Raw genomic sequence first — 20,617 nt, 5'->3', positions numbered from 1 at the left:
GGCGGGCAGCAGCAGGCGTCCAAACAACTGGGAGGAGACTATGAGGACCTTACGCACAATTGGCTTTGCCGCCGGACTGGCGGTGAGCGCCGCCATTCCGGCACACGCTTTTGCATCCGAGCCGACGATCCCGCCGGAACCGGCGACGTTTCCGGCCGAGGGCAAGATCCACTACGTGGCGCGCGACTCCATCCTGGAGTTCAAGGCGCTGCCCGAATATCACGAGCCGGGCTGGGTGACCGAGAAATACGTCAAGGCCGGCAAGCTGCCGCCGGTCAAGGAGAGGCTACCCAAGGAGCCCATGGTCTTCAAGGCGGGCAACATGCCGGACGGCATTGGCGTCTATGGCGACACGATGCGCCACGTCATCGGCGGAAGGCCGGAAGGCTGGAACTATGGCGCCGGCCAGACTCAAGGCTGGGGCGGCATCGACATCGGCCTGTCCGAATGCCTGACCCGCACGGCGCCGCTGTTCCAGGTCGAAGCCAAGGACATCGAGCCGCTGCCCAACCTCGCCAAGAGCTGGGAATGGTCGAAGGACGGCCACAAGCTCACCATGCATCTGATCGAAGGCGCCAAATGGTCGGACGGCGCACCCTTCAACGCCGACGACGTCATGTTCTACTGGGAGGACGAAGTGCTCGATCCCAACGTCTCGCCGCTCAACGGCGCGACGCAGGAAACCTTCGGCGTCGGCACCACGCTTAAGAAGATCGACGACTACACCGTGGAATGGACGTTCAAGGCGGCGTTCCCGAAGCAATATCTCTTTGCGATGGCCTACGGCACTTTCTGCCCCGGCCCGTCGCATATCCTCAAGCCGCAGCATCCGAAATATTCGAAGAACACCTACGACCAGTTCAAGAATGCCTTCCCGCCGGAATTCATGAACATGCCGGTGATGGGCGCCTGGGTGCCTGTAGCATACCGGCCGGACGACATCATCGTCCTGCGCCGCAATCCCTACTATTGGAAGGTCGACGAGAAGGGCAACCAACTGCCCTATCTCAACGAGCTGCAATACAAGCTCTCGACCTGGGCCGATCGCGACGTCCAGGCGGTGGCGGGCTCGGGCGACTTCTCCAACCTGGAGCAGCCGGAGAACTTCGTCGCCTCGCTGAAGCGTGCCGCCGAGAAGAACGCGCCGGCACGGCTTGCCTTCGGTCCGCGCCTCATCGGCTATAATCTGCGCATGAATTTTTCCGCCAATGGCTGGGGCAATCCGGACGAGCGCGGCCAGGCGCTGCGTGAGCTCAACCGCAACGAGGATTTCCGCAAGGCGGTCACCATGGCGCTCGACCGCAAGGCGCTGGGCGACTCGCTGGTCAAGGGCCCGTTCACCGCCATCTATCCGGGCGGCTTCTCCTCGGGCACCAGCTTCTATGACCGCAAATCGACCGTTTACTATCCCTTCGATCTCAAGGGCGCCAAGGCTGAACTTGCCAAGGCCGGTCTCAAGGACACGGATGGCGACGGTTTCGTGAACTTCCCGGCCGGGACGGCCGGCGGCAAGAATGTCGAGATCGTGATGCTGGTCAACAACGACTACACGACCGACAAGAGCCTGGCCGAAGGCGTCGTCGCTCAAATGGAAAAGCTTGGGCTGAGGGTGGTCATCAACGGCGTCAACGGCACGCAGCGCGATGCAACCCAATATTCCGGCCGCTTCGACTGGCTGATCCGGCGCAATGAGACCGAACTGACTTCCGTGGTGCAGAACACCGAGCAGCTCGCTCCCGTCGGTCCAAAGACCAGCTGGAACCATCGCGCGCCGGAAAGCGGCGAGGTCGACCTGATGCCGTTCGAGAAGGACCTTGTCGACATCGTCAACAAGTTCGTCGCGACGCAGGACAATGACGAGCGCGCCGACCTGATGCGAAAGTTCCAGAAGATATCGACGGAAAACGTCTACAATGTCGGCCTGACGGAATACCCCGGAGCGCTGATCGTCAACAAGCGCTTCTCCAACGTCCCGCAGGGCACGCCGATCTACATGTTCAACTGGGCCGAGGATTCGATCATCCGCGAGCGCGTCTTCGTCGCCGCCGACAAGCAGGCGAAATATGAGCTCTTCCCCGAGGAGCTTCCCGGCAAGCCCGGAGACAAGGGCCCGATGAACTAGTTAACCTCCCCTGACGAAGAGAACTCCGGTCGCGCCGCTGGCGCGGCCGGACAAAACCAAATCTCGGGGGCGCCCCAGGAGCGACCGGGAAGAAGGAAAGTGGACCATCCGATGTTGCGATTCCTGCTTATGCGCATAGCGTCGGCGCTTCCCGTGCTAGCAATCTTGAGCCTCGTCACCTTCGCCATCATCCAGGCGCCGCTTGGCGACTATGCCGACTACATCAAATCGCAGCTGATCAACCAGGGCGGCGCCTCCTACGCCGAAGCGGATGCGCAAGCCCAGGCTTACCGGGTCGAACACGGCCTCGATAAGCCGCTGCCCGTCCAGTATCTCAACTGGATCGGCGGCATCGTCACGCGCGGCGATTTCGGCTACAGCCTCTATTACAACAAGCCGGTGGCCGATGTGGTGGGCGAGCGCTTGCCGCGCACCTTGCTTCTGGCGCTGGTCTGCCATCTGCTCGCCTCGGTGCTCGGCATCACCTTCGGTATATGGGCGGCGACGAGGCAGTATAGCTGGATCGACTCGACACTTTCCGCGATCTCGTTCCTCGGCATGACGGTGCCGCGCTTCCTGATGGCGTTGATCATCGTCTATCTGCTGGTCTTCCAGTTCAACGTCTCGGAGATCGGCTCGTTCTTCTCACCGCAATATGGCGGCGCGCCGTGGTCGTGGGCGAAGGTCGTCGACCTGGTCAAGCACGTCTGGCCAGTCGTGGCGATCGCGACCTTCGGCGGGCTCGCCTACAATATGCGCGTGATGCGCGGCAATCTGCTCGACACGCTCAACGCGCAATATGTCGAGACGGCCAAGGCCAAAGGCCTGACCGGCGGCGCCGTGGTGATGCGGCACGCCGTGCCCAACGCGCTGCATCCTTTGGTGATGTATCAGGGCGTAGTGCTGCCCTACATGCTGACCGGCGAGATCGAGACGGCGATCATCTTCGCGCTGCCCACCGTCGGGCCGGCGATCGTCGGCTCGATGGCGGTGGGCGACGTCTATGTCACGGCGACCTTCATGATGGTGCTGTCGGCGACGCTGATCGTCGGCAACATAATTGCCGACATGCTGCTGGTGCTGCTCGATCCCCGCATCCGCCAGTTCGGGGAGCGCTAGATGCTGGCGCGCGACCCCTCCCCGACGCCCCCATCCCTTACGCCTTTGCCGGCGGCAGGCGTGACCTTTGCTGAGCCGGCGCACGGCAATGAGAGCTATATCGCCCTTGTCTGGCGTCGCCTGAAGCGTTCCTGGACAGGAATGGCCGGGCTGTGCCTGGTTGTGCTCCTGCTTGTCATGGCGGTGTTCGCGGATTTCCTGGCGCCCTCCGATCCGAAGGCGACCGATGTGGCCTTCGCGCCGCCGCAACTGCCCGTCTTCCACGACAAGGACGGCAATTTCGTCGCGCGGCCGAGAATCTATGCCTTGGCCGATTCGACCGACCTCGATCCGGTCACCTTCCAGCCGATCGTCGGGCCTGACTACGACCATCCGCGGCTGCTCGGCTTCTTCGTCGAGGGTGCGCCCTACAAGCTCTTTGGGCTCATCCCGGCGAACCGGCACCTCTTCGGCTCGATGGATGGTCAGCCGGTGCATTTCCTCGGCACCGACAAGTTCGGCCGCGACGTGCTGTCGCGCGCCATCCACGGCTCGCGCGTGTCGCTGATGATCGCGCTGACGGTGGTCTTCATCATCACCGTGATCGGCACCACCGTCGGCATGGTCTCCGGCTATTTCGGCGGCAAGTTCGATGTCTGGATGCAGCGCTTCGTCGAGCTGGTGCTCGCCTTCCCGCAACTGCCGCTCTATCTCGCGCTGACGACGCTGATCCCCGTGACAGCACCGACGAATGTCTTCCTCGCCTTCGTCATCATCGTGATGTCGGCGCTGGGCTGGGCGCAGATGTCGCGCGAGGTGCGCGGCAAGACGCTGGCGCTGGCGCGGATCGACTATGTGCGCGCCGCGATGGCGGTGGGCGCCACAGACCGGCGCATCATCATGCAGCACATCTTCCCCAATGTGATGAGCCACGTGATCGTCGCGGTGACGCTGGCGATCCCGACCGTGGTGCTGCTCGAATCCTTCCTCGGCTTTCTCGGTTTCGCGGTGAAGCCGCCGCTGATCTCATGGGGCCTGATGCTGCAGGACACGGCGACCTATTCGGTCATCGGCACCTATCCCTGGATCCTGTCGCCGGTCGGCTTCGTGCTGATCACCGTCTTTGCCTTCAACGCGCTGGGCGATGGCCTGCGCGATGCCGTCGATCCCTATTGAGGTGGCCGGATGACGACGATCGCGCTCGCAGACAATTTCGCGCCAGCCGTCCGGCTCGACCATGACGCGCGCCATGAGCAGCCCATCATCGACGCGCGCAATATCGAGGTCGCCTTCAAGGTCGAGCACGGCACCGTCGAGGCGGTGAAGGACGTCTCGTTCCAGCTTTATCGCGGCGAGACGATCGCGATCGTCGGCGAGTCCGGCTCAGGCAAGTCGGTGACGGCGCGCACCGTCATGGGGCTTTTATCGCGGCGGGCGACGGTTTCGCCCCGGTCGAGCATCGATTATTGCGGGCAGAACATCCTGAAATTTGCCGAGAGCGCCCGGCGCAAGCTGCGCGGCAACCGCATCTCGATGATCTTCCAGGAGCCGATGAGCTCGCTGAACCCGATCTATACGGTCGGCAGCCAGATCGTCGAGGCGATCAGGGTGCATCGCAAAGTCGGCCGCAGACAAGCCTGGGCGCGAGCGCTCGAGCTTTTGCGGCATGTTCAGATCCCCGAACCGGAGGCAAGGCTCAAGCAGTATCCGCATCAGCTCTCGGGCGGCCAGCGGCAGCGCGTCATGATCGCGATGGCCTTGGCCAACGAACCGGACGTGCTGATCGCCGACGAGCCGACCACCGCGCTCGACGTCACCGTGCAGGCCCAGATCCTGAACCTGATCCGCAACCTGCAGAAAGAGCTGCGGATGGCGGTGATCCTGATCACGCACGACCTCACCGTGGTGCGCAAGTTCTCCGACTACGTCTATGTCATGCAGCATGGCGAGATGCGCGAGCATAACGTCACCGAGCGACTGTTTGCCAATCCCCAACATCCCTACACGCAGCGGCTGCTCGCTTCCGAGCCACACGGACGGCCGAAGGTGCTGCCCGACAAGTCCCGCACGATCCTTGAGGCGAATGGCGTGCGCGTCTGTTTCATGCTGCGCCACGGCTCTTTCATGAAGCCGGACTGGCGCGAGCTGGTCGCCGTCGACGATCTCGACCTGAAACTTTGCCGCCACGAGACGCTGGGGCTCGTCGGCGAATCCGGCTCCGGCAAGACCACTTTCGGGCAAGCCCTGCTTCGGCTGCTCGACGCCAAGCGCGGCGAGATCCGTTTCGACGACCAGCCGATAGAGGGTCTCACGCGGGCCGAGATGCGGCCGCTGCGCTCGCGCATGCAGATCGTGTTCCAGGATCCGTTCTCCTCGCTCAATCCGCGCATGACGATCGGCCAGATCATCGAGGAAGGGCTGGTCGTCAACAGGTTGGGTGCGACGCGGCGCGAGCGGAACGAACGGGTGCGCGAGGCGCTGGTGAGCGCCGGCATGCCCGGCAACATCCTGTCGCGCTTCCCGCATGAATTCTCCGGCGGCCAGCGGCAGCGCATCGCGATCGCGCGGGCGATTGCGCTGGAGCCCGAATTCATCCTGCTCGACGAGCCGACTTCGGCGCTCGACCTTTCCGTGCAGGCGCAGATCATCGACCTGTTGCGAAAGCTGCAAGACGAGCGCGGCTTGAGCTATCTCTTCATCTCGCACGACCTCAAGGTGGTGCGGGCGCTGTGCCACCGCGTCATCGTCATGCAGCACGGCAAGATCGTCGAACAGGGACCCGTCGACGAGGTCCTTTCCAATCCCAAGACCGCCTACACGGAACGGCTCGTCAGGGCCGCTTTCGACGTGGCCTAGAAGTGCCGGAGGTTTTTACAGTGGCAAGAAATCCCAGGATCGCGTTCATCGGCGCCGGCTCAACGGTATTCATGAAGAACATCGTCGGCGACGTGCTGCAGCGGCCGGCCCTGTCGGGCGCGACGATCGCATTGATGGACATCAACCCGCAGCGGCTGGAAGAGAGCGCCGTCGTCGTCAACAAGCTGATAGCGACGCTGGGCGTCAAGGCGAAGGCCGAGACCTATTCCGACCAGCGAAAGGCGCTTTCCGGCGCCGACTTCGTTGTCGTCGCTTTCCAGATCGGCGGCTACGAGCCCTGCACCGTCACCGATTTCGAGGTGCCGAAGAAATACGGCCTGCGCCAGACCATCGCAGACACACTCGGCGTCGGTGGCATCATGCGGGGCCTGAGGACCGTGCCGCATCTGTGGAAGATCTGCGAGGACATGCTCGCCGTCTGCCCCGAGGCGATCATGCTGCAATATGTCAACCCGATGGCGATCAACACCTGGGCGATCGCCGAGAAATATCCGACGATCAAGCAGGTCGGGCTCTGCCACTCGGTGCAGGGCACGGCGATGGAACTGGCGCACGATCTCGACCTTCCCTATGAGGAGATCCGCTATCGCTCGGCCGGCATCAACCACATGGCGTTTTATCTCAAGTTCGAGCATCGCCAGCCGGACGGCTCCTACCGCGACCTCTATCCCGACCTCGTGCGCGCCTATCGCGAGAGCCGCGCGCCAAAACCCGGCTGGAACCCGCGCTGCCCGAACAAGGTGCGCTACGAGATGCTGACCCGGCTCGGCTATTTCGTCACCGAGAGCTCCGAGCATTTCGCCGAGTACACGCCCTATTTCATCAAGGAGGGGCGCGGCGACCTGATGGAGAAATACGGCATTCCGCTCGACGAATATCCGAAACGCTGCATCGAGCAGATCGAGCGCTGGAAGGGCGAGGCGCAAGCCTACCGCTCGGCCGACCGAATCGAGGTCGAGCAGTCCAGGGAATATGCCTCCTCGATCATGAACTCGGTGTGGACCGGCGAGCCGTCGGTGATCTACGGCAATGTGCGCAACAATGGCTGCATCACCTCGCTGCCTTTCGACTGCGCGGCGGAGGTGCCGTGCCTGGTCGATGCCTCCGGCATCCAGCCCACTTACATTGGCGATCTGCCGCCGCAGCTGACAGCGCTGATCCGCACCAACATCAACGTGCAGGAGCTGACGGTGCGGGCGCTGATGAGCGAAAACCGCGAGCACATCTACCACGCGGCGATGATGGACCCGCACACCGCGGCCGAGCTCGACCTCGACCAGATCTGGTCATTGGTCGACGACCTGCTTGCCGCGCATGGCGACTGGCTGCCGGCCTGGGCGCGGAGAGGCAGAAGCAAGGCTCCCTGATCAGCTTCCAGCTTTTTCGCGTTCGACGGCGCGCCAGCCGATGTCGTGGCGGTAAAAGCCCTGCGGCCAGTCGATATGCTCGATCGCCGCGTAGGCTTTGGCCTGCGCCTCGCCGACGGTCTTGCCGAGCGCGGTGACGTTGAGCACGCGGCCGCCATTGGCGACCAGCGCGCCGCCATTGATGGCGGTGCCGGCATGGAAGACCTGCACGCCCTCGCCTTCCGCCCTATCGAGGCCGCGGATGACCGAGCCCTTTTCCGGCGTGCCCGGATAGCCCCGCGCCGCCATCACCACCGTCAACGCCGTCTCGTCGCTCCAGCGGATAGACATATGCGCGAGCTGGCCGTCGACGGCGGCGTTGAGCAGGACGAGCAGGTCGTCCTTCAGCCGCATCATCAGCACCTGGCATTCGGGATCGCCGAAACGGGTGTTGTATTCGATCAGCTTGGGGCCCTGGTCGGTAATCATCAGGCCGGCAAAGAGGATGCCGGCGAAAGGTGCGCCGAGATTGGCCATGCCGCGCATGGTCGGCTCGATGATCTCGCGCATGGTGCGCTCGGTCATTTCCGGCGTCATCACCGGCGCCGGCGAATAGGCGCCCATGCCGCCGGTGTTCGGCCCGGTATCGCCGTCGCCGACGCGCTTGTGGTCCTGCGCGGTGCCGAAGGGGAGCGCGGTGGCGCCGTCGCACAGGCAGAAGAAGCTCGCCTCCTCGCCGGTCAGATATTCCTCGATCACGACCTCGGCGCCGGCCGCGCCGAAAACGCCGTCGAAACAGGCTTCCAGCGCGGCGTTCGCCTCATCGAGCGTCATGGCGATGGTAACGCCCTTGCCGGCGGCGAGCCCGTCGGCCTTGATGACGATCGGCGCGCCAGTCTTCTCGACATAGGCTTTCGCCGAGGCGAAGTCGCTGAAACGGCCATAGGCGGCGGTCGGGATGTTGAATTTGGCGCAAAGGTCCTTGGTGAAGCCCTTCGAGCCTTCGAGCTTTGCCGCGGCCTTTGACGGACCGAAGACACGGATACCCCAGGCGCGCAGATCATCGGCGATGCCGGCGACCAGCGGGCCTTCCGGACCGACCACGACCAGATCGATCTTCTTTTCCTGGCAGAAGGCGGCCACAGTGGAATGGTCGGCGACGTCGAGCTTCACCGGTTCGGCGATGCGGCCGATGCCCGGATTGCCGGGCGAGGCGTAGAGCTTCGTCAGCAGCGGCGAGGCGGACATCTTCCAGGCGAGCGCATGTTCGCGGCCACCCGAACCGAGAAGAAGAACGTTCATGGCCACCTCTTGCTGATCGTCTCCCCGAACCCGCTATTGGTCCGCGGGCGACGGGTCAAGGCGTCTCGGCATTTTGGCGGCAATTGCGCACGGGAACGTGGGCCTCATCAAGGCCAATGAGACGGGCTCCGACCTCGGTCGGGAACGGCTCAAGCTCCGGAGGACGGCTCAGCTCTGGAAATGCCTCAGCTTTGGAAAATGACGGGAAACCAATCTTCGCGCAGTTTCTGGCCGGGCTTCATGTCGTGGCCGGGATAGGGCGGCGAGGTGCGGCCGGGACGCTCGACATAATGCGCGTCATCGCCGACCCAGCGCAGCGACAGCGCCCGGCGGCGTGCCGCCGTCAGGTTGCCGCGCGCGCCATGCGCGGTGCGGAAGTCGAACAGGATGGCGTCGCCCGGCTCCATCTCCCATTCCAGAACCTTCATCGACGGGTCGTTGTCGGGATCGGGCACCGGCAGGTAGTCGTCCTCGCCAGCGTAGAAATTGGCGTCGTTCAGCCAGCGCACCGGCAGCACCATCTTTTCCCATTGTGCGAGCCGGCGATCAGCCTCAGCGTCGCTTCCTTCACCGGATCGATCGGAATCCAGAAGCTGACCGTCTGGCTGCCGTCGACGAATAATAGGGAATATCCTGGTGCCAGGGCGTCGGCTTCTGCGTGCCGGGCTCCTTGACGAGGACGTGGTCGTGGAAGAACTGGGCGCTGCGCGACTGCATGACCGCGGCGGCGAGCGCGGCGGCCGGCGATTCCCTGACGATCCTGACGAATTCCGGGATGCGCTCCCAGTTGCAGTAATCGTCGAAGAAGGTGCCCTTGCCGCCGGCGATGTCGGAAGCGGTGGCGCTGCGGTGACGCATATTGCGCTCGATGCCGTCGGCGATCACGTCGACCCAGTCCTTGAAGGCGCCGCGGATGCAGACCGCGCCGTCGCGCTGGTAATCGGCAATCGTCGAAGCATAGATCTCTGGGCTGGCCATGGCGCTCGATCTCATTGTTTGACGCAATTCCGGACGGAAGGCTACGGCGAAGTCGCCGAGCCTAACCGCTTCACGCTTTCCTGGAACTGCTCGTGGCTCGGTGGCCGACTATCGCAAGCGGCTGACATCGCGTAAAATAATAACTTGCCATCTGATTTATAGTTTTCACCTATGAGATTGACCCTCACCAGTTGCGCTATGTCGTTGCCGTCGCCCGCTATGGCAGCGTGACCGCGGCAGCCCAGGCGCTGAACCTGTCGCAGCCGTCGATCTCGGTGGCGATCGACAATGTCGAGGCCGACCTTGGCCAGAAACTGTTCGTGCGCCAGCGCGGCAGCGGCGTTTCGCTGACATCCTTCGGCCGCAGGGCCGTGGCCAAGGCGAGGCAGGTGCTGGGCGAGGCGGATGAACTGGCGGCGCTCGGTTCGCGCGACGCCGATGTCGGCGCCGAACTGGTGCTCGGCTGCTTCGAGGATCTGGCGCCCTATTTCGCGCCCGCGCTGATGCGCGCCTTCGCCGAGCGCTGCCCGGCCGTCACGGTCGTCATCGGCGATGAAACCTTCGACACGCTGGGGCGCCGACTGGCCGACGGCGCCGTCGATCTCGGCCTCACCTATGATCTCGGCCTGCCCGGTCATTTCAAGCGCATCCTCCTGCACGAGCTGCGGCCGCACGCGCTTTTGCCGGCCGGCCATGAGCTGGCGGACAAGCACGCCGTCAGCCTGGCCGAGCTCGCGCAGCATCCGCTGGTCACCACCGACCAGCCGCATAGTTGGCAGCATATGCTGGACCTCTTCCTCAGCCGCGGCCTCTCGCCGGTCGCCCGGGCGACGACCAGCTCGTTCGAGCTGCAGCGCTCCATGGTGGCCAACGGCTTCGGCGTCGCAGTCAGCTATACGAGGCCCTATGGCGACCGCAGCTATGACGGCCTGCCGCTGGTCTTAAAGCCCCTGTCCGATCCTGTGCCGATGCAGCGCATCATCCTGACCCACGACACGCGCCAGCGCCTGTCGAAGGCGGCTGCGGCGTTCATCGACGTCGCCAAGGCATGGTTTGCCGGTCACGACGTTTTCACTGCCTAGGTTTCAGCGCTTGAGCGACAACGCTGCCGCTTGACAGCGCCCTTAGCTGCTGCCACTCCAGCGCGATGGAAACCGTCCAGTCGAAAGCGATCCAGGGCCGCGTCGCCGATGCGCCGAGCGGCCATTGGGTCTATCGGGTGCTGCCGCGCTGGCTGTGGCCCTATGCGCAGCTTGCGCGCTGGGACAGGCCTATCGGGTGGCAGCTGCTGTTGTGGCCCTGCTGGTGGTCGGCAGCACTTGCCGCGGGCGCCTATCCACGCCCGACCGACTCGTTGCTGACGTTGCTTCCGGCGCCCTGGTATCTGCTGTTGTTCTTCATCGGCTCGGTCGCCATGCGCGGCGCCGGCTGCACCTATAACGACCTCGCTGACGAGGACATCGACAACCAGGTCGAGCGCACCCGCTCGCGGCCGCTGCCGGCCGGCAAGGTGACACGTCGCCAGGCTTGGGCATTCGTCATCATCCAGGCGCTCATCGGGCTTGCCGTGCTGTTGCAGTTCAACAGCTTCGCCATTCCGCTCGGCATCGCCTCGCTGGCGATCGTCGCCGTCTACCCGTTCATGAAGCGCATCACCAACTGGCCGCAACTCGTGCTAGGGCTGGCCTTCTCCTGGGGCGCGCTGATGGGCTGGGCGGTCGAGTTCGGCGACATCGATGATCCGGCGATCATGCTCTATATCGGCTCGATCCTGTGGGTGATCGGCTACGACACGATCTACGCGCATCAGGACAAGGAAGACGACGCCATCGTCGGCGTACGCTCGACGGCGCGGCTGTTCGGCGACAACACCAAGATGTGGCTCACCGGGCTCTATGGCGGCGCGCTTATCTGCTTCGCCATCGCCTTCGCCTCGGCGCAGGTGCCGATCGTGGCGCTGGCCGGGCTGATCGCCGCCGGCGCACATATGGCGCGCCAGATCATCCGGCTCGACATCGGCAATCCGGACCAGTGCCTGAAATTGTTCAAGTCGAACAACCAGGTCGGCTGGCTGATCTTCCTCGGCCTGATCGGCGGCTCGGTGTGGATATGGCTGAAGCCGCTGGTGTAGTCTTCCTTCTCCCCGTTCCACGGAGAGAAGGTGGCGGCAGCCGGATGAGGGGCGGCGCCGACCTTGGAGGTAAGGCGAAAGGCACGGCGATATAGCGTGTGTTGGATCAATTTTGAGGCGGCTAAACCCCCAGGTCGGCGCTGCCCCTCATCGCCCTGCCGGGCACTTCTCCCCGTATAGTGACGGGGAGAAGAAACCTACTCCCTTGCGATAATCTCCTGGCCGTCGATGACCAGCCTCAAGCCCAGATTGCCGGCCTTGCGGCGGGCGAGGAAGCGCGGGCGGCGCATGGTGGAGACGCGGCCCTTGCGGCGTTCCTGCGGCGGCAGCGCCTTGATGGCGGCGCCGAGCGATTCTTCCAACGTGCGGGCGATGCCGTCGGCCTCGATCAGCAGCATCGGCAGGCGATAGGCATCGGCCCAGGCGCGCCAGTCGGCGGCGACGTCCTCGAGATCGTCGGCGACCAGCAGCGGCACCGACAGCATCGGATCATTGTGCAGGAGCTCGAGCGTCACGGTGACGTTGCCGTCCGGATCCTCCATGGCGCGCGCGGCGACGCCGCGGAACGCATTGGGGGGCAGCGCGATGATCGCCGGCACGCCGCTCATCTCCAGCACACGGCGGATGACGGCGCCGCGCTGGTCGATGGTGAAGGTCACATCGCCATAGTCGTCGCGGGTGGCATAGCTCACCATCTGCGGCAGGCGAAACGGGTCGAGACGCATGTTGCGCCCGGCCCAGACTGGCTTCAGTCCAGTGTTCATCGATGTCTTCCCTGTTAGTCCTGAGGGCCGTTTTCCGGTTCTCTCAGGGCCGGTTTTTCCGGCCTCGTTATGGGAAGAAATGTTAGCGCTCGCTTCTTACCGGCGCGCTTAAGAAAGTCGGTTAAATTTTGCTGATCTGAGCCGATGGTTATCGGAATGCGACCGGCCGCCGGATCCAAGAAGGATCAGATAACCTTACCGGGATTCATGATGCCGGCCGGATCGAAGGCCGCCTTCACCCGGCGCATCAGGTCGATCGCCATCGGCGGCGCCGTGGCGATCAGCTCGTCGCGCTTCAATTGGCCGATGCCGTGCTCGGCCGAGATCGAGCCATGGAAGGAGCGCACGACGTCGTGTACGGCCTTGTTCATGGGGTGGTAGAGCTCGAGGAACGCCTCGTCCTGCCAATCCACGGGACGCGAGATGTTGTAGTGCAGATTGCCGTCGCCCATGTGGCCGAAGCAGACGACGCGCGCGCCGGGGCAGACCCCCTCAACCACCCCGGCCGCCTTTTCGATGAATTCCGGGATCGAGGCGATCGGCACGGAGATGTCGTGCTTGATCGAGGCGCCCTCCGGCTTCTGGCATTCAGGCAGCGTCTCGCGGAAATTCCAGAAAGCGTCGCCCTGGGCAAGGCTTGCCGACACCACCGCGTCGCCGACGATGCCTTGCTCGAGAGCCTCGGCCAGGATTTCTTCGATCAGCGCCTTGCCGTCCTCCTCGGAGCGGCCGGACGAGATCTGCATCAGCACATACCACGGCCAGTCGTCGGCCAGCGGCCGCGTGATGCCTTGCCCGTGCTTGAGCGTGAAATCGTATGGCCTTTTGTCGATCAGCTCGAAAGCGGTGAGCGATGCGCCGGCCCTGTCCATCGCCAAAGTGAACAGCGACAGCGCATCTTTCGGCGACGACGGCAGGCCGGCAAAGGCGACCTCCCTGCCCTTCGGCTTCGGGAACAATTTCAGCACCGCGGCGGTGATGATGCCGAGCGTGCCTTCGGCGCCGATGAAGAGGTTTTTCAGATCGTAGCCGGTGTTGTCCTTCTTCAATTTGCGCAAATCATCGAACACCTCGCCAGTCGGCAGCACCACTTCCACGCCGAGGCAGAGCTCACGCGCATTGCCATAGGCAAGCACGCCGGTGCCGCCGGCATTGGAGGAGAGATTGCCGCCGATCTGGCAGGACCCTTGCGCGGCGAGCGAGAGCGGAAACAGCCGGTCGTCGGCGTCGACCGCTTCCTGCAGCGTCTGCAGGATGACGCCGGCCTCGACGGTCACCGTGTTCGACAAAACGTCGATTTCGCGGATGCGGTTCAGCCTGGACAGCGAGACGATGATGTCGCGGCCGGATTTGTCCGGCACCTGGGCGCCGACCAGGCCTGTATTGCCGCTTTGCGGCACGATCGGCGTTCCGGTCTCGGTCGCAAGGCGCATGATGCGGCTCACTTCCTCGACGCTGCCGGGCCTGAGCACCAGCGATGTCCGGCCGTGCCAAAGGCCGCGCCGCTCGGTGATGTAAGGCGCGATGTCGGCTTGGTCGCGCAACGCATGTTTGTCGCCGACGATCGCCGCGAAGCGATCGATGACGGCAGGATCGAGGTCTAAAGGCTGATCGTTCATGGGCGGCGAGACTAGAGCAATTCCAGGAAAAGTGCGAAGCGGTTTCCGTCCGGAATTGCGTCAAAACAAAGAGATAGACTCAGGCGGTCTTGTCACGTGGCGCGGCGGCGCGGGCGAGCCGGTCATTGATCGCCTCGCCCAAGCCCTCGAACGGGATCGGCTCGACGGCGATGGTCGCGGCGCCGACACGGTCGAGCGCCTGCATATAGGCGAAGAGGTTGCTTGCCGCTTCGCGCAGGTCGCCTATTTCGGATAGGTTGCGCAGCGCAACGGCCCGTTCCCAGTCCTCGGCGCGGTTGCGGCCGAACGCAAGCAACGCCTCGCCTTCGGCAATTTTTCCGACGTTGAGCCGCATTGCGGCGCCCGGCGCGTAATGCGAGGCGAGCATGCCCGGCGCCTCGATGCCGCCGGCGCCGCGCGACAATTTCGCGCCGGCCACCGCCTCGATCTCCTCTGCGCCGATGCCGCCGGGCCGCAGCAGCCGCAACTTGCCGTTCTCGACCTTGAGAATAGTCGATTCCAGGCCGACCGGCGTCGCGCCGCCATCGACGACCAGCCTGATCCTGTCGCCAAGATCGGCGGCGACCGCCTGCGCCGTCGTGCCGCTGATCTTTCCGGAGGAATTGGCGCTTGGGGCAGCGAGCGGCCTGCCGAGGCGCGCGATCAGTTCGCCACCGAACCCGCGCGGCATGCGCAAAGCGATCGTGTCCAGCCCCGCGGTGACCAGCGGATGGATGCGGTTGCCGGCGCGCTGCGGCAGCACCAGGGTCAGCGGGCCGGGCCAGAAGGCGTCGGCCAGTTTTGCCGACAGCGGGTCGAAACCGGCGATACGGTCCGCCATCGCGCGATCGGCGATATGGGCGATCAGCGGATTGAAGCGCGGCCGGCCCTTGGCCTCGAAAATGCGCGCCACGGCAACGCCGTTGGTGGCGTCGCCCGCCAGGCCATAAACCGTCTCGGTCGGGATGGCGACGACGTCACCGCCTTCGAGCAGCGCCAATGCCAGCTCCATAGCCTCGCCGACCGCCAGTATCTCAGCCAAATCCGCCACCAGTCCTGAACATGCCGGTCCCGTAATACGACCGCTTTCATCGGGCAAGTGCGGGCATTGGCGATTTATCAATCCCTAAGATGTTAAGTTTCCAGGCAAGCCGGCTTCAATCTGCCGGCCCTAAGGTGCGGGTTCCATGCGGTTGCGGGCTTGGGAGTTGTTGTGATGCGTTTGCTTGGAGCGTTGGGCATCAGCCTTCTGACGATGAACGGCGCGGCATATGCCTCGTCGATCGTCATGGTCGCCCCCTCGACCTCGACGCCTTCAGTCATCCGGCTGAATGCGATCGAGCCGGCCAAGCTGTCCTCGGCCTCGACCCCCTCGGTGATAGCGCTTGGCGACCCCATGCCCGCAGTCACCGACGAAAAGGTCGCGGCAATTCCCGAGAAGTCCGGGCACCAGCAAGCCCCGATGATCATTCGCGGCGGCATCGTCGGCGGCGCCTTCGCAACGCCTGCGGCGACCGCAGCGGCCAAGCCCACCACGCCGGCAACTACAGCCACCGCGCCGGCAAACGGCACGTCGCCGGCAACGCCCGCGAACGGCACCGCGTCCGCTTCGAACGGCAACAGCAAAACCGCCAGCCAGCCGGCCGCGACAGCCAACGCATCGGGCGGCGCGCAGCCGCCGAATGCTCAGCCGCTGCCGCGCGTCGGCAAGGCGATGTAGACACTGGATACCGCCTCGATGTGAGTCGCGATTTCTGCGCCGTCAGCCTACGATTTTTGAAAAATCCGCGACCTGATCGGTGGCGGCGCGGATGCGGGCGAGAAGCGCCAGACGGTTGGCGCGCACGGCCTGGTCCTCATCATTCACGAGAACGCCCCCAAAGAGGGAATCAACCGGTTCGCGCAACACGCTAAGAGCCAGCATGGCAGCGGAAAAATCTTCATTTTGAATTGCTTGGCCGGCTTCCTTCTCGGCCTGATTCACCGCGGCATAGAGCTTCTTTTCCGCGTCCTCGCGGAACAGAGCCGGCTCAACAGTTTCAGCGATGAGCGTTTTCTTCTTCTCCTCGGCGGCCAGAATGTTGGCGGCGCGCTTGGTGCCGGCAAGCAGGTTCTTGCCGTCCTCGGTGTCGAGCAAGGAGCCGAGCGCCTCGACGCGGCGCACGATCTGCAGCAGGTCGTCGGACTGCGGTGTGATGACGGCATCGATCAGATCGTACCGCGCGCCCTGGTCGCGGAGATAGACTTTCAGGCGGTCGTGGAAGAAGGCGAGGAGGTCGGACGACTGATCCGCACCGCCCTTGAAGCTTGCAAAGGCCTTGGCGAAAACAGACGTCAGCGCCAGACGAATGCGATTCTCGATGAGGATCCTGACCACACCAAGCGCGGCTCGCCGCAGCGCGAACGGGTCCTTGCTGCCGGTCGGCTTCTCGTCGATCGCCCAGAAGCCGGTTAGCGTATCGAGCTTGTCGGCGAGCGCGACGGCAACCGAGACCGGATCGGTCGGCACGCGGTCGGAAGGACCCTGCGGCTTGTAATGCTCCTCGGCGGCTGCGGCCACCGAAGGATGCTCGCTCTGCAGCAGCGCGTATTTGCGACCCATGGCACCCTGAAGCTCGGGGAACTCGCCGACCACTTCGGTTTGCAGATCGGCCTTGGCGAGCACGGCTGCGCGGGCGACGAGCGCGGTAATCTCCCCCCTTGAGGGGGAGATGTCGCCGAAAGCGACAGAGGGGGTCGCCTCACGTAGAGCGCCGACGCTGCCTCTCGCCACGGGGGTCGGCGCTTCACGCGCGGCGACCCTCTCTGGCCTGCCGGCCATCTCCCCCGCAAGGGGGGAGATGGACTTCGCGACCGTCGGCGCCAGCTCCTGGGCCAGCTGCTTGATGCGCTCCACGCGCGCGCCTTGCGTGCCGAGCTTGGCATGGAAGGTGACGTTGAGGTGATCGAGCCGCGCCATGCGCTGGTCGAGCGGCTTTTTCAAATCCAGGCCGAACTTCTCCGCCGATTCCTTCAGCTGGTCGAGGTCGGGCAGATCGCCCTGGTCGGTCTTCCAGAAATAGAGCGCGTCGGACAGGCGAGCGCGCACCACCTTGCCGTTGCCGTAGGCGATTTCCTTGCCGTCGTCGGTCGCTTCGATGTTGGCGACCAGGATGAAACGGTTCGACAGGTTTTCGCCCGCGCCCTGCGGCCGGGTCACGAAACACTTCTGGTTGGCGCGAATGGTGAGGCGGATGACCTCGCCCGGAATGGTGAGGAAATCCTGCTCGAACTCGCCCATCAGCACGACCGGCCATTCGACCAGGCCGGAGACTTCCTCCAGCAGGCCTTCGTCCTCGACGAGGTCAAGGCCGTTGGCGAAGGCTGTGTTGCGGGCGTCGGCCAGGATGATCTCCTTGCGGCGGTCGGCGTCGAGCACGACCTTGGCCGCTTCGAGCTTCGCCACATAGTCGTCGAAGCGGCGCACGGTGATCGGGCCCGGCGCGTGGAAGCGATGGCCATAGGTGACGTTGCCTGAGCGGACGCCGTCGATCTCGAAATCGACCACCACCGGCTCCTCGGTCTCCGGCCCGAAGGTGCAGACGATCGACTGCAGCGGCCGCACCCAGCGCAGCGAGCCGGGTTTCGCCGAAGCCGGCCCCCAGCGCATCGATTTCGGCCAAGGGAAGTTCCTGATGATGCCCGGCACCAGCTCGGCAATGATCTCTTCGGCCGCCCTGCCCGGCTTCACGATATGGGCGACATAGAAGTCGCCCTTCTTCGGGTCGGAATGGACATGGGCGTCTGCGATCGACGACAGGCCGGCCTTGCGCAGGAAGCCCTGCACGGCCTGCTCGGGGGCCGTGGTCGAGGGTCCCTTGATCTCTTCGCGGATATCCTTGGAGCGCGCCGTCAAGCCACGGATATCGAGCGCCAGGCGCCGCGGCGTCCAGTATTCGCGCGCCGCCTCATAGGTCAGGCCCGCCTCGACCAAACCGTCGGTCAGCATCTTCCTGAGGTCGCCGGCAGCCTTGCGCTGCATGCGGGCGGGAATTTCCTCGGAGCGAAGTTCGAGCAGCAAGTCGGGCATTGATTGGTTCCCTACCCTCCCCTTGATGGGGAGGGTCGGCGCGCGGCGCCGTAACGAATGGGCGGGAAATAGCAACTCGGTCGGCCGCTGTCACCCGCAAGCAGATCGCCTCTTCAAGCGATTTCACGGAATTTTTCGGTCCGCTGTCGGGTTGGCGCCAGGCGGCCCGTCCTTGGAGCAGACCTTCCGATGAACCGAACGCTGCGCTGAAGCGACAAACGCTCAGGCAGAGACCTATTGGCTGAACGACGATGAAGACGGCATCGAGAACCCTGCAGATCCTGGCGCTCAGCGCCTGCTTCGCCGCCCAGGCGCATGGCACCATCACGATGCCAGGGGTCAGGCAGGCCATGCGCACGATTGACGGCGCATCGGCGCAGATCGCGTTGCCGGCCGGCGCCGCCATTGAGACCGTGAAAGCCGTGTCGGCTTAAGCCGCCGCCAGCCCGCCCGCCCGCGTCTTGAGGAACGCTTCGCCGCAGGCCTTGGCCAGATTGCGCACGCGCAGGATATAGCTCTGCCGCTCGGTGACCGAAATCACGCCGCGCGCGTCGAGCAGGTTGAAGACATGGCTTGCCTTGATGCACTGGTCGTAGGCCGGGAAAACCATGCGGTGCATTGCCAGATTGTCGCTCGGCTTCGGCGTGCCGGCATCGAGCAGCGCCTTGCACTCGGCCTCGGCGTCCTCGAAATGCCTCAGCAGCATCGCGGTGTTGGCGAACTCGAAATTGTGGCGCGAATATTCCTCCTCGGCCTGCAGGAAGACGTCGCCATAGGTGACCTTCTCGGCGCCCTCGCGGCCGTTGAAGTTCAGGTCATAGACATTGTCGACGCCCTGCACATACATGGCGAGCCGCTCCAGCCCGTAGGTCAGCTCGCCCGCCACCGGCGCGCATTCGATTCCGCAGACCTGCTGGAAATAGGTGAACTGCGAGACTTCCATGCCGTCGCACCAGCATTCCCAGCCGAGTCCCCAGGCGCCGAGCGTCGGGCTTTCCCAGTCGTCCTCGACGAAGCGGATGTCATGCAGCAGCGGATCGACGCCGATCGCCTCAAGGGAGCCCAAATAGAGCTCCTGCAGGTTTGGCGGATTGGGCTTCAGGATCACCTGGTACTGGTAATAGTGCTGCAGCCGGTTCGGGTTTTCGCCATAGCGCCCGTCCTTCGGCCGGCGCGAGGGCTGGACGTAAGCGGCGTTCCAGCGCAGCGGACCCAGCGCGCGCAAGGTGGTCGCCGGATGAAAGGTGCCGGCGCCGACCTCCATGTCGTAGGGCTGCAGGATGATGCAACCATAGTCCGCCCAGTAATTGTGCAAGGTCAGGATCAGCCCCTGGAAGGAGCGGCTGGGATGCATATGGGGGGGAATCTCGATGGTCACGGCGGCCTCGGAAAGCGCAGGATGACGCTTCCCTAGTTGCCGGGCCGCCGAGCGTCAAGGCGGAGGCTCGCGCCCGGCAAGGCGGAAAGCTTTGCGGCGGGCTGGCCCATTGCCGTCGAGCGGCGGTCGCCGTTTGCTCCGTTCCATTTCAACGACAGAGGGTTTCGCTATGTCCGGTCAACTCACCGTCCGACCCGTCACAAGGCAGGATTACGAGCAATGGCTGCCGCTGTGGGACGGCTATAACGCGTTTTACGGGCGCTCCGGCCCGACGGCGCTTGCCGGCGAGATCACGCAGATGACCTGGTCGCGTTTCTTCGATGCCTATGAGCCGGTGCATGCGCTGGTGGCCGAGCGCGATGGCAATCTGCTCGGCCTCGTCCACTATCTCTATCATCGCTCGACAACGTCGATCGCGCCGAGCTGCTATCTGCAGGATCTCTTCACCACGGAGGCCGCGCGTGGCCAGGGCGCGTCGGCCGGGCGCTGATCGAAGGCGTCTATGAGCGCGCCAGGCAAGCGGGCGCGAACCGCGTCTACTGGCTGACGCATGAGACGAACCACACGGCGATGCAGCTCTACGACAAGGTCGGCGAGAAGTCCGGGTTCGTCGTCTACAGAAAGATGTTCTAGTTTCCTCGACACAAGGGTCTTGAAAGTCCATTTGTCGACGGACAAGATTTTCGCCGAAATCAGCGCAACGCTGGCGATTGGCTGAAGCCTCTCAACCTCGTCATTCCAGGGCGGAGCAGCGGCGAAGCGGCGTCGCGGAGACCCTGGAATCCATTCCGTGACCCTGATCAAGGAATGCAGCGGAGCAGAATTCTGCACCGTCGCAACGCTCTGACGTTACGGAATGGCAACTGTGTTCATGCGAATGCGGTTTTGTCGCGCATGATGGCGTTGAGGACGACGAGGAGCTTCCTTGCGACG

15 protein-coding genes and 2 pseudogenes are annotated in these 20,617 nt (G+C 64.2%); 10 read left to right on the top strand and 7 right to left on the bottom strand.

Going from position 1 to position 20,617, the window contains the following annotated elements; all coding sequences use genetic code 11:
• Positions 1 to 40 precede the first annotated feature (40 nt).
• The 5 genes from LB528_RS08775 (at position 41) to LB528_RS08755 (ending at position 7,464) form a co-directional block, all read left to right on the top strand.
• Positions 41 to 2,122: an ABC transporter substrate-binding protein gene (locus LB528_RS08775; RefSeq protein WP_224714557.1), complete on the top strand. Its 2,082-nt coding sequence runs from the start codon at positions 41 to 43 to the stop codon at positions 2,120 to 2,122.
• Between the two features lie 111 nt (positions 2,123 to 2,233).
• Positions 2,234 to 3,241 carry an ABC transporter permease gene (locus tag LB528_RS08770; RefSeq protein ID WP_224714556.1) on the top strand — a complete coding sequence of 336 codons (1,008 nt, stop codon included), beginning with the start codon at positions 2,234 to 2,236 and terminating at the stop codon, positions 3,239 to 3,241.
• Positions 3,242 to 4,396 (top strand): ABC transporter permease, encoded by a 1,155-nt coding sequence (locus LB528_RS08765; protein WP_224515986.1) that lies wholly within the window; start codon positions 3,242 to 3,244, stop codon positions 4,394 to 4,396.
• Between the two features lie 9 nt (positions 4,397 to 4,405).
• Positions 4,406 to 6,076 (top strand): ABC transporter ATP-binding protein, encoded by a 1,671-nt coding sequence (locus tag LB528_RS08760; RefSeq protein WP_224515985.1) that lies wholly within the window; start codon positions 4,406 to 4,408, stop codon positions 6,074 to 6,076.
• A gap of 20 nt (positions 6,077 to 6,096) precedes the next feature.
• Positions 6,097 to 7,464 carry an alpha-glucosidase/alpha-galactosidase gene (locus LB528_RS08755; protein WP_224714555.1) on the top strand — a complete coding sequence of 456 codons (1,368 nt, stop codon included), beginning with the start codon at positions 6,097 to 6,099 and terminating at the stop codon, positions 7,462 to 7,464.
• Here LB528_RS08755 and purD read toward each other — a convergent pair whose 3' ends face one another.
• Positions 7,465 to 8,745, bottom strand: a complete 1,281-nt coding sequence (gene purD / locus LB528_RS08750; protein WP_224714554.1) for a phosphoribosylamine--glycine ligase — start codon at positions 8,743 to 8,745, stop codon at positions 7,465 to 7,467. It lies immediately after the preceding gene.
• A gap of 185 nt (positions 8,746 to 8,930) precedes the next feature.
• Positions 8,931 to 9,723 (bottom strand): annotated as a pseudogene (locus tag LB528_RS08745) (phytanoyl-CoA dioxygenase family protein).
• Between the two features lie 191 nt (positions 9,724 to 9,914).
• Between LB528_RS08745 and LB528_RS08740 the strand changes: the two are divergent.
• Positions 9,915 to 10,805, top strand: coding sequence for a LysR family transcriptional regulator (locus LB528_RS08740; protein WP_263487081.1), 891 nt, complete (start codon positions 9,915 to 9,917; stop codon positions 10,803 to 10,805).
• A gap of 65 nt (positions 10,806 to 10,870) precedes the next feature.
• Positions 10,871 to 11,854: a 4-hydroxybenzoate octaprenyltransferase gene (gene ubiA, locus LB528_RS08735; protein WP_224714553.1), complete on the top strand. Its 984-nt coding sequence runs from the start codon at positions 10,871 to 10,873 to the stop codon at positions 11,852 to 11,854.
• A gap of 197 nt (positions 11,855 to 12,051) precedes the next feature.
• Here ubiA and LB528_RS08730 read toward each other — a convergent pair whose 3' ends face one another.
• From LB528_RS08730 to LB528_RS08720, 3 genes are all read right to left on the bottom strand, one after another.
• Positions 12,052 to 12,618: a DUF6101 family protein gene (locus tag LB528_RS08730; RefSeq protein ID WP_224515979.1), complete on the bottom strand. Its 567-nt coding sequence runs from the start codon at positions 12,616 to 12,618 to the stop codon at positions 12,052 to 12,054.
• Positions 12,619 to 12,803: 185 nt separating this feature from the next.
• Positions 12,804 to 14,237, bottom strand: a complete 1,434-nt coding sequence (locus LB528_RS08725) for an FAD-binding oxidoreductase (protein ID WP_224714552.1) — start codon at positions 14,235 to 14,237, stop codon at positions 12,804 to 12,806.
• A 79-nt stretch (positions 14,238 to 14,316) separates the two neighbouring features.
• Positions 14,317 to 15,279 carry an L-threonylcarbamoyladenylate synthase gene (locus LB528_RS08720; protein WP_224714551.1) on the bottom strand — a complete coding sequence of 321 codons (963 nt, stop codon included), beginning with the start codon at positions 15,277 to 15,279 and terminating at the stop codon, positions 14,317 to 14,319.
• Between the two features lie 174 nt (positions 15,280 to 15,453).
• Between LB528_RS08720 and LB528_RS08715 the strand changes: the two genes are divergently transcribed.
• Positions 15,454 to 15,957: a hypothetical protein gene (locus LB528_RS08715; protein ID WP_224714550.1), complete on the top strand. Its 504-nt coding sequence runs from the start codon at positions 15,454 to 15,456 to the stop codon at positions 15,955 to 15,957.
• Positions 15,958 to 15,999: 42 nt separating this feature from the next.
• On the opposite strand, the gene glyS is transcribed toward LB528_RS08715, so the two are convergent.
• On the bottom strand, positions 16,000 to 18,306 hold the full coding sequence (glyS, locus tag LB528_RS08710) for a glycine--tRNA ligase subunit beta (protein ID WP_224714549.1): 2,307 nt from the start codon (positions 18,304 to 18,306) through the stop codon (positions 16,000 to 16,002).
• Positions 18,307 to 18,557: 251 nt separating this feature from the next.
• On the opposite strand from glyS, the gene LB528_RS08705 reads away from it, so the two are divergent.
• The gene (locus LB528_RS08705; protein ID WP_224714548.1) at positions 18,558 to 18,740 is read left to right on the top strand and encodes a hypothetical protein; all 183 of its coding nucleotides are present in this window, start codon (positions 18,558 to 18,560) and stop codon (positions 18,738 to 18,740) included.
• Here LB528_RS08705 and LB528_RS08700 read toward each other — a convergent pair.
• Positions 18,737 to 19,660 (bottom strand): glycine--tRNA ligase subunit alpha, encoded by a 924-nt coding sequence (locus LB528_RS08700; protein ID WP_224714672.1) that lies wholly within the window; start codon positions 19,658 to 19,660, stop codon positions 18,737 to 18,739. The genes LB528_RS08705 and LB528_RS08700 overlap by 4 nt on opposite strands.
• A gap of 193 nt (positions 19,661 to 19,853) precedes the next feature.
• Between LB528_RS08700 and LB528_RS08695 the strand changes: the two are divergent.
• Positions 19,854 to 20,317: pseudogene (locus tag LB528_RS08695) on the top strand (N-acetyltransferase family protein).
• The last annotated feature ends 300 nt before the right edge of the window (positions 20,318 to 20,617 follow it).

The organism is Mesorhizobium sp. CA4 (assembly GCF_020165075.1).
Taxonomy (GTDB): domain Bacteria; phylum Pseudomonadota; class Alphaproteobacteria; order Rhizobiales; family Rhizobiaceae; genus Mesorhizobium.
Note: the sequence above shows the minus strand (reverse complement) of the source record. Positions and strands in the feature narration are given on the sequence as shown.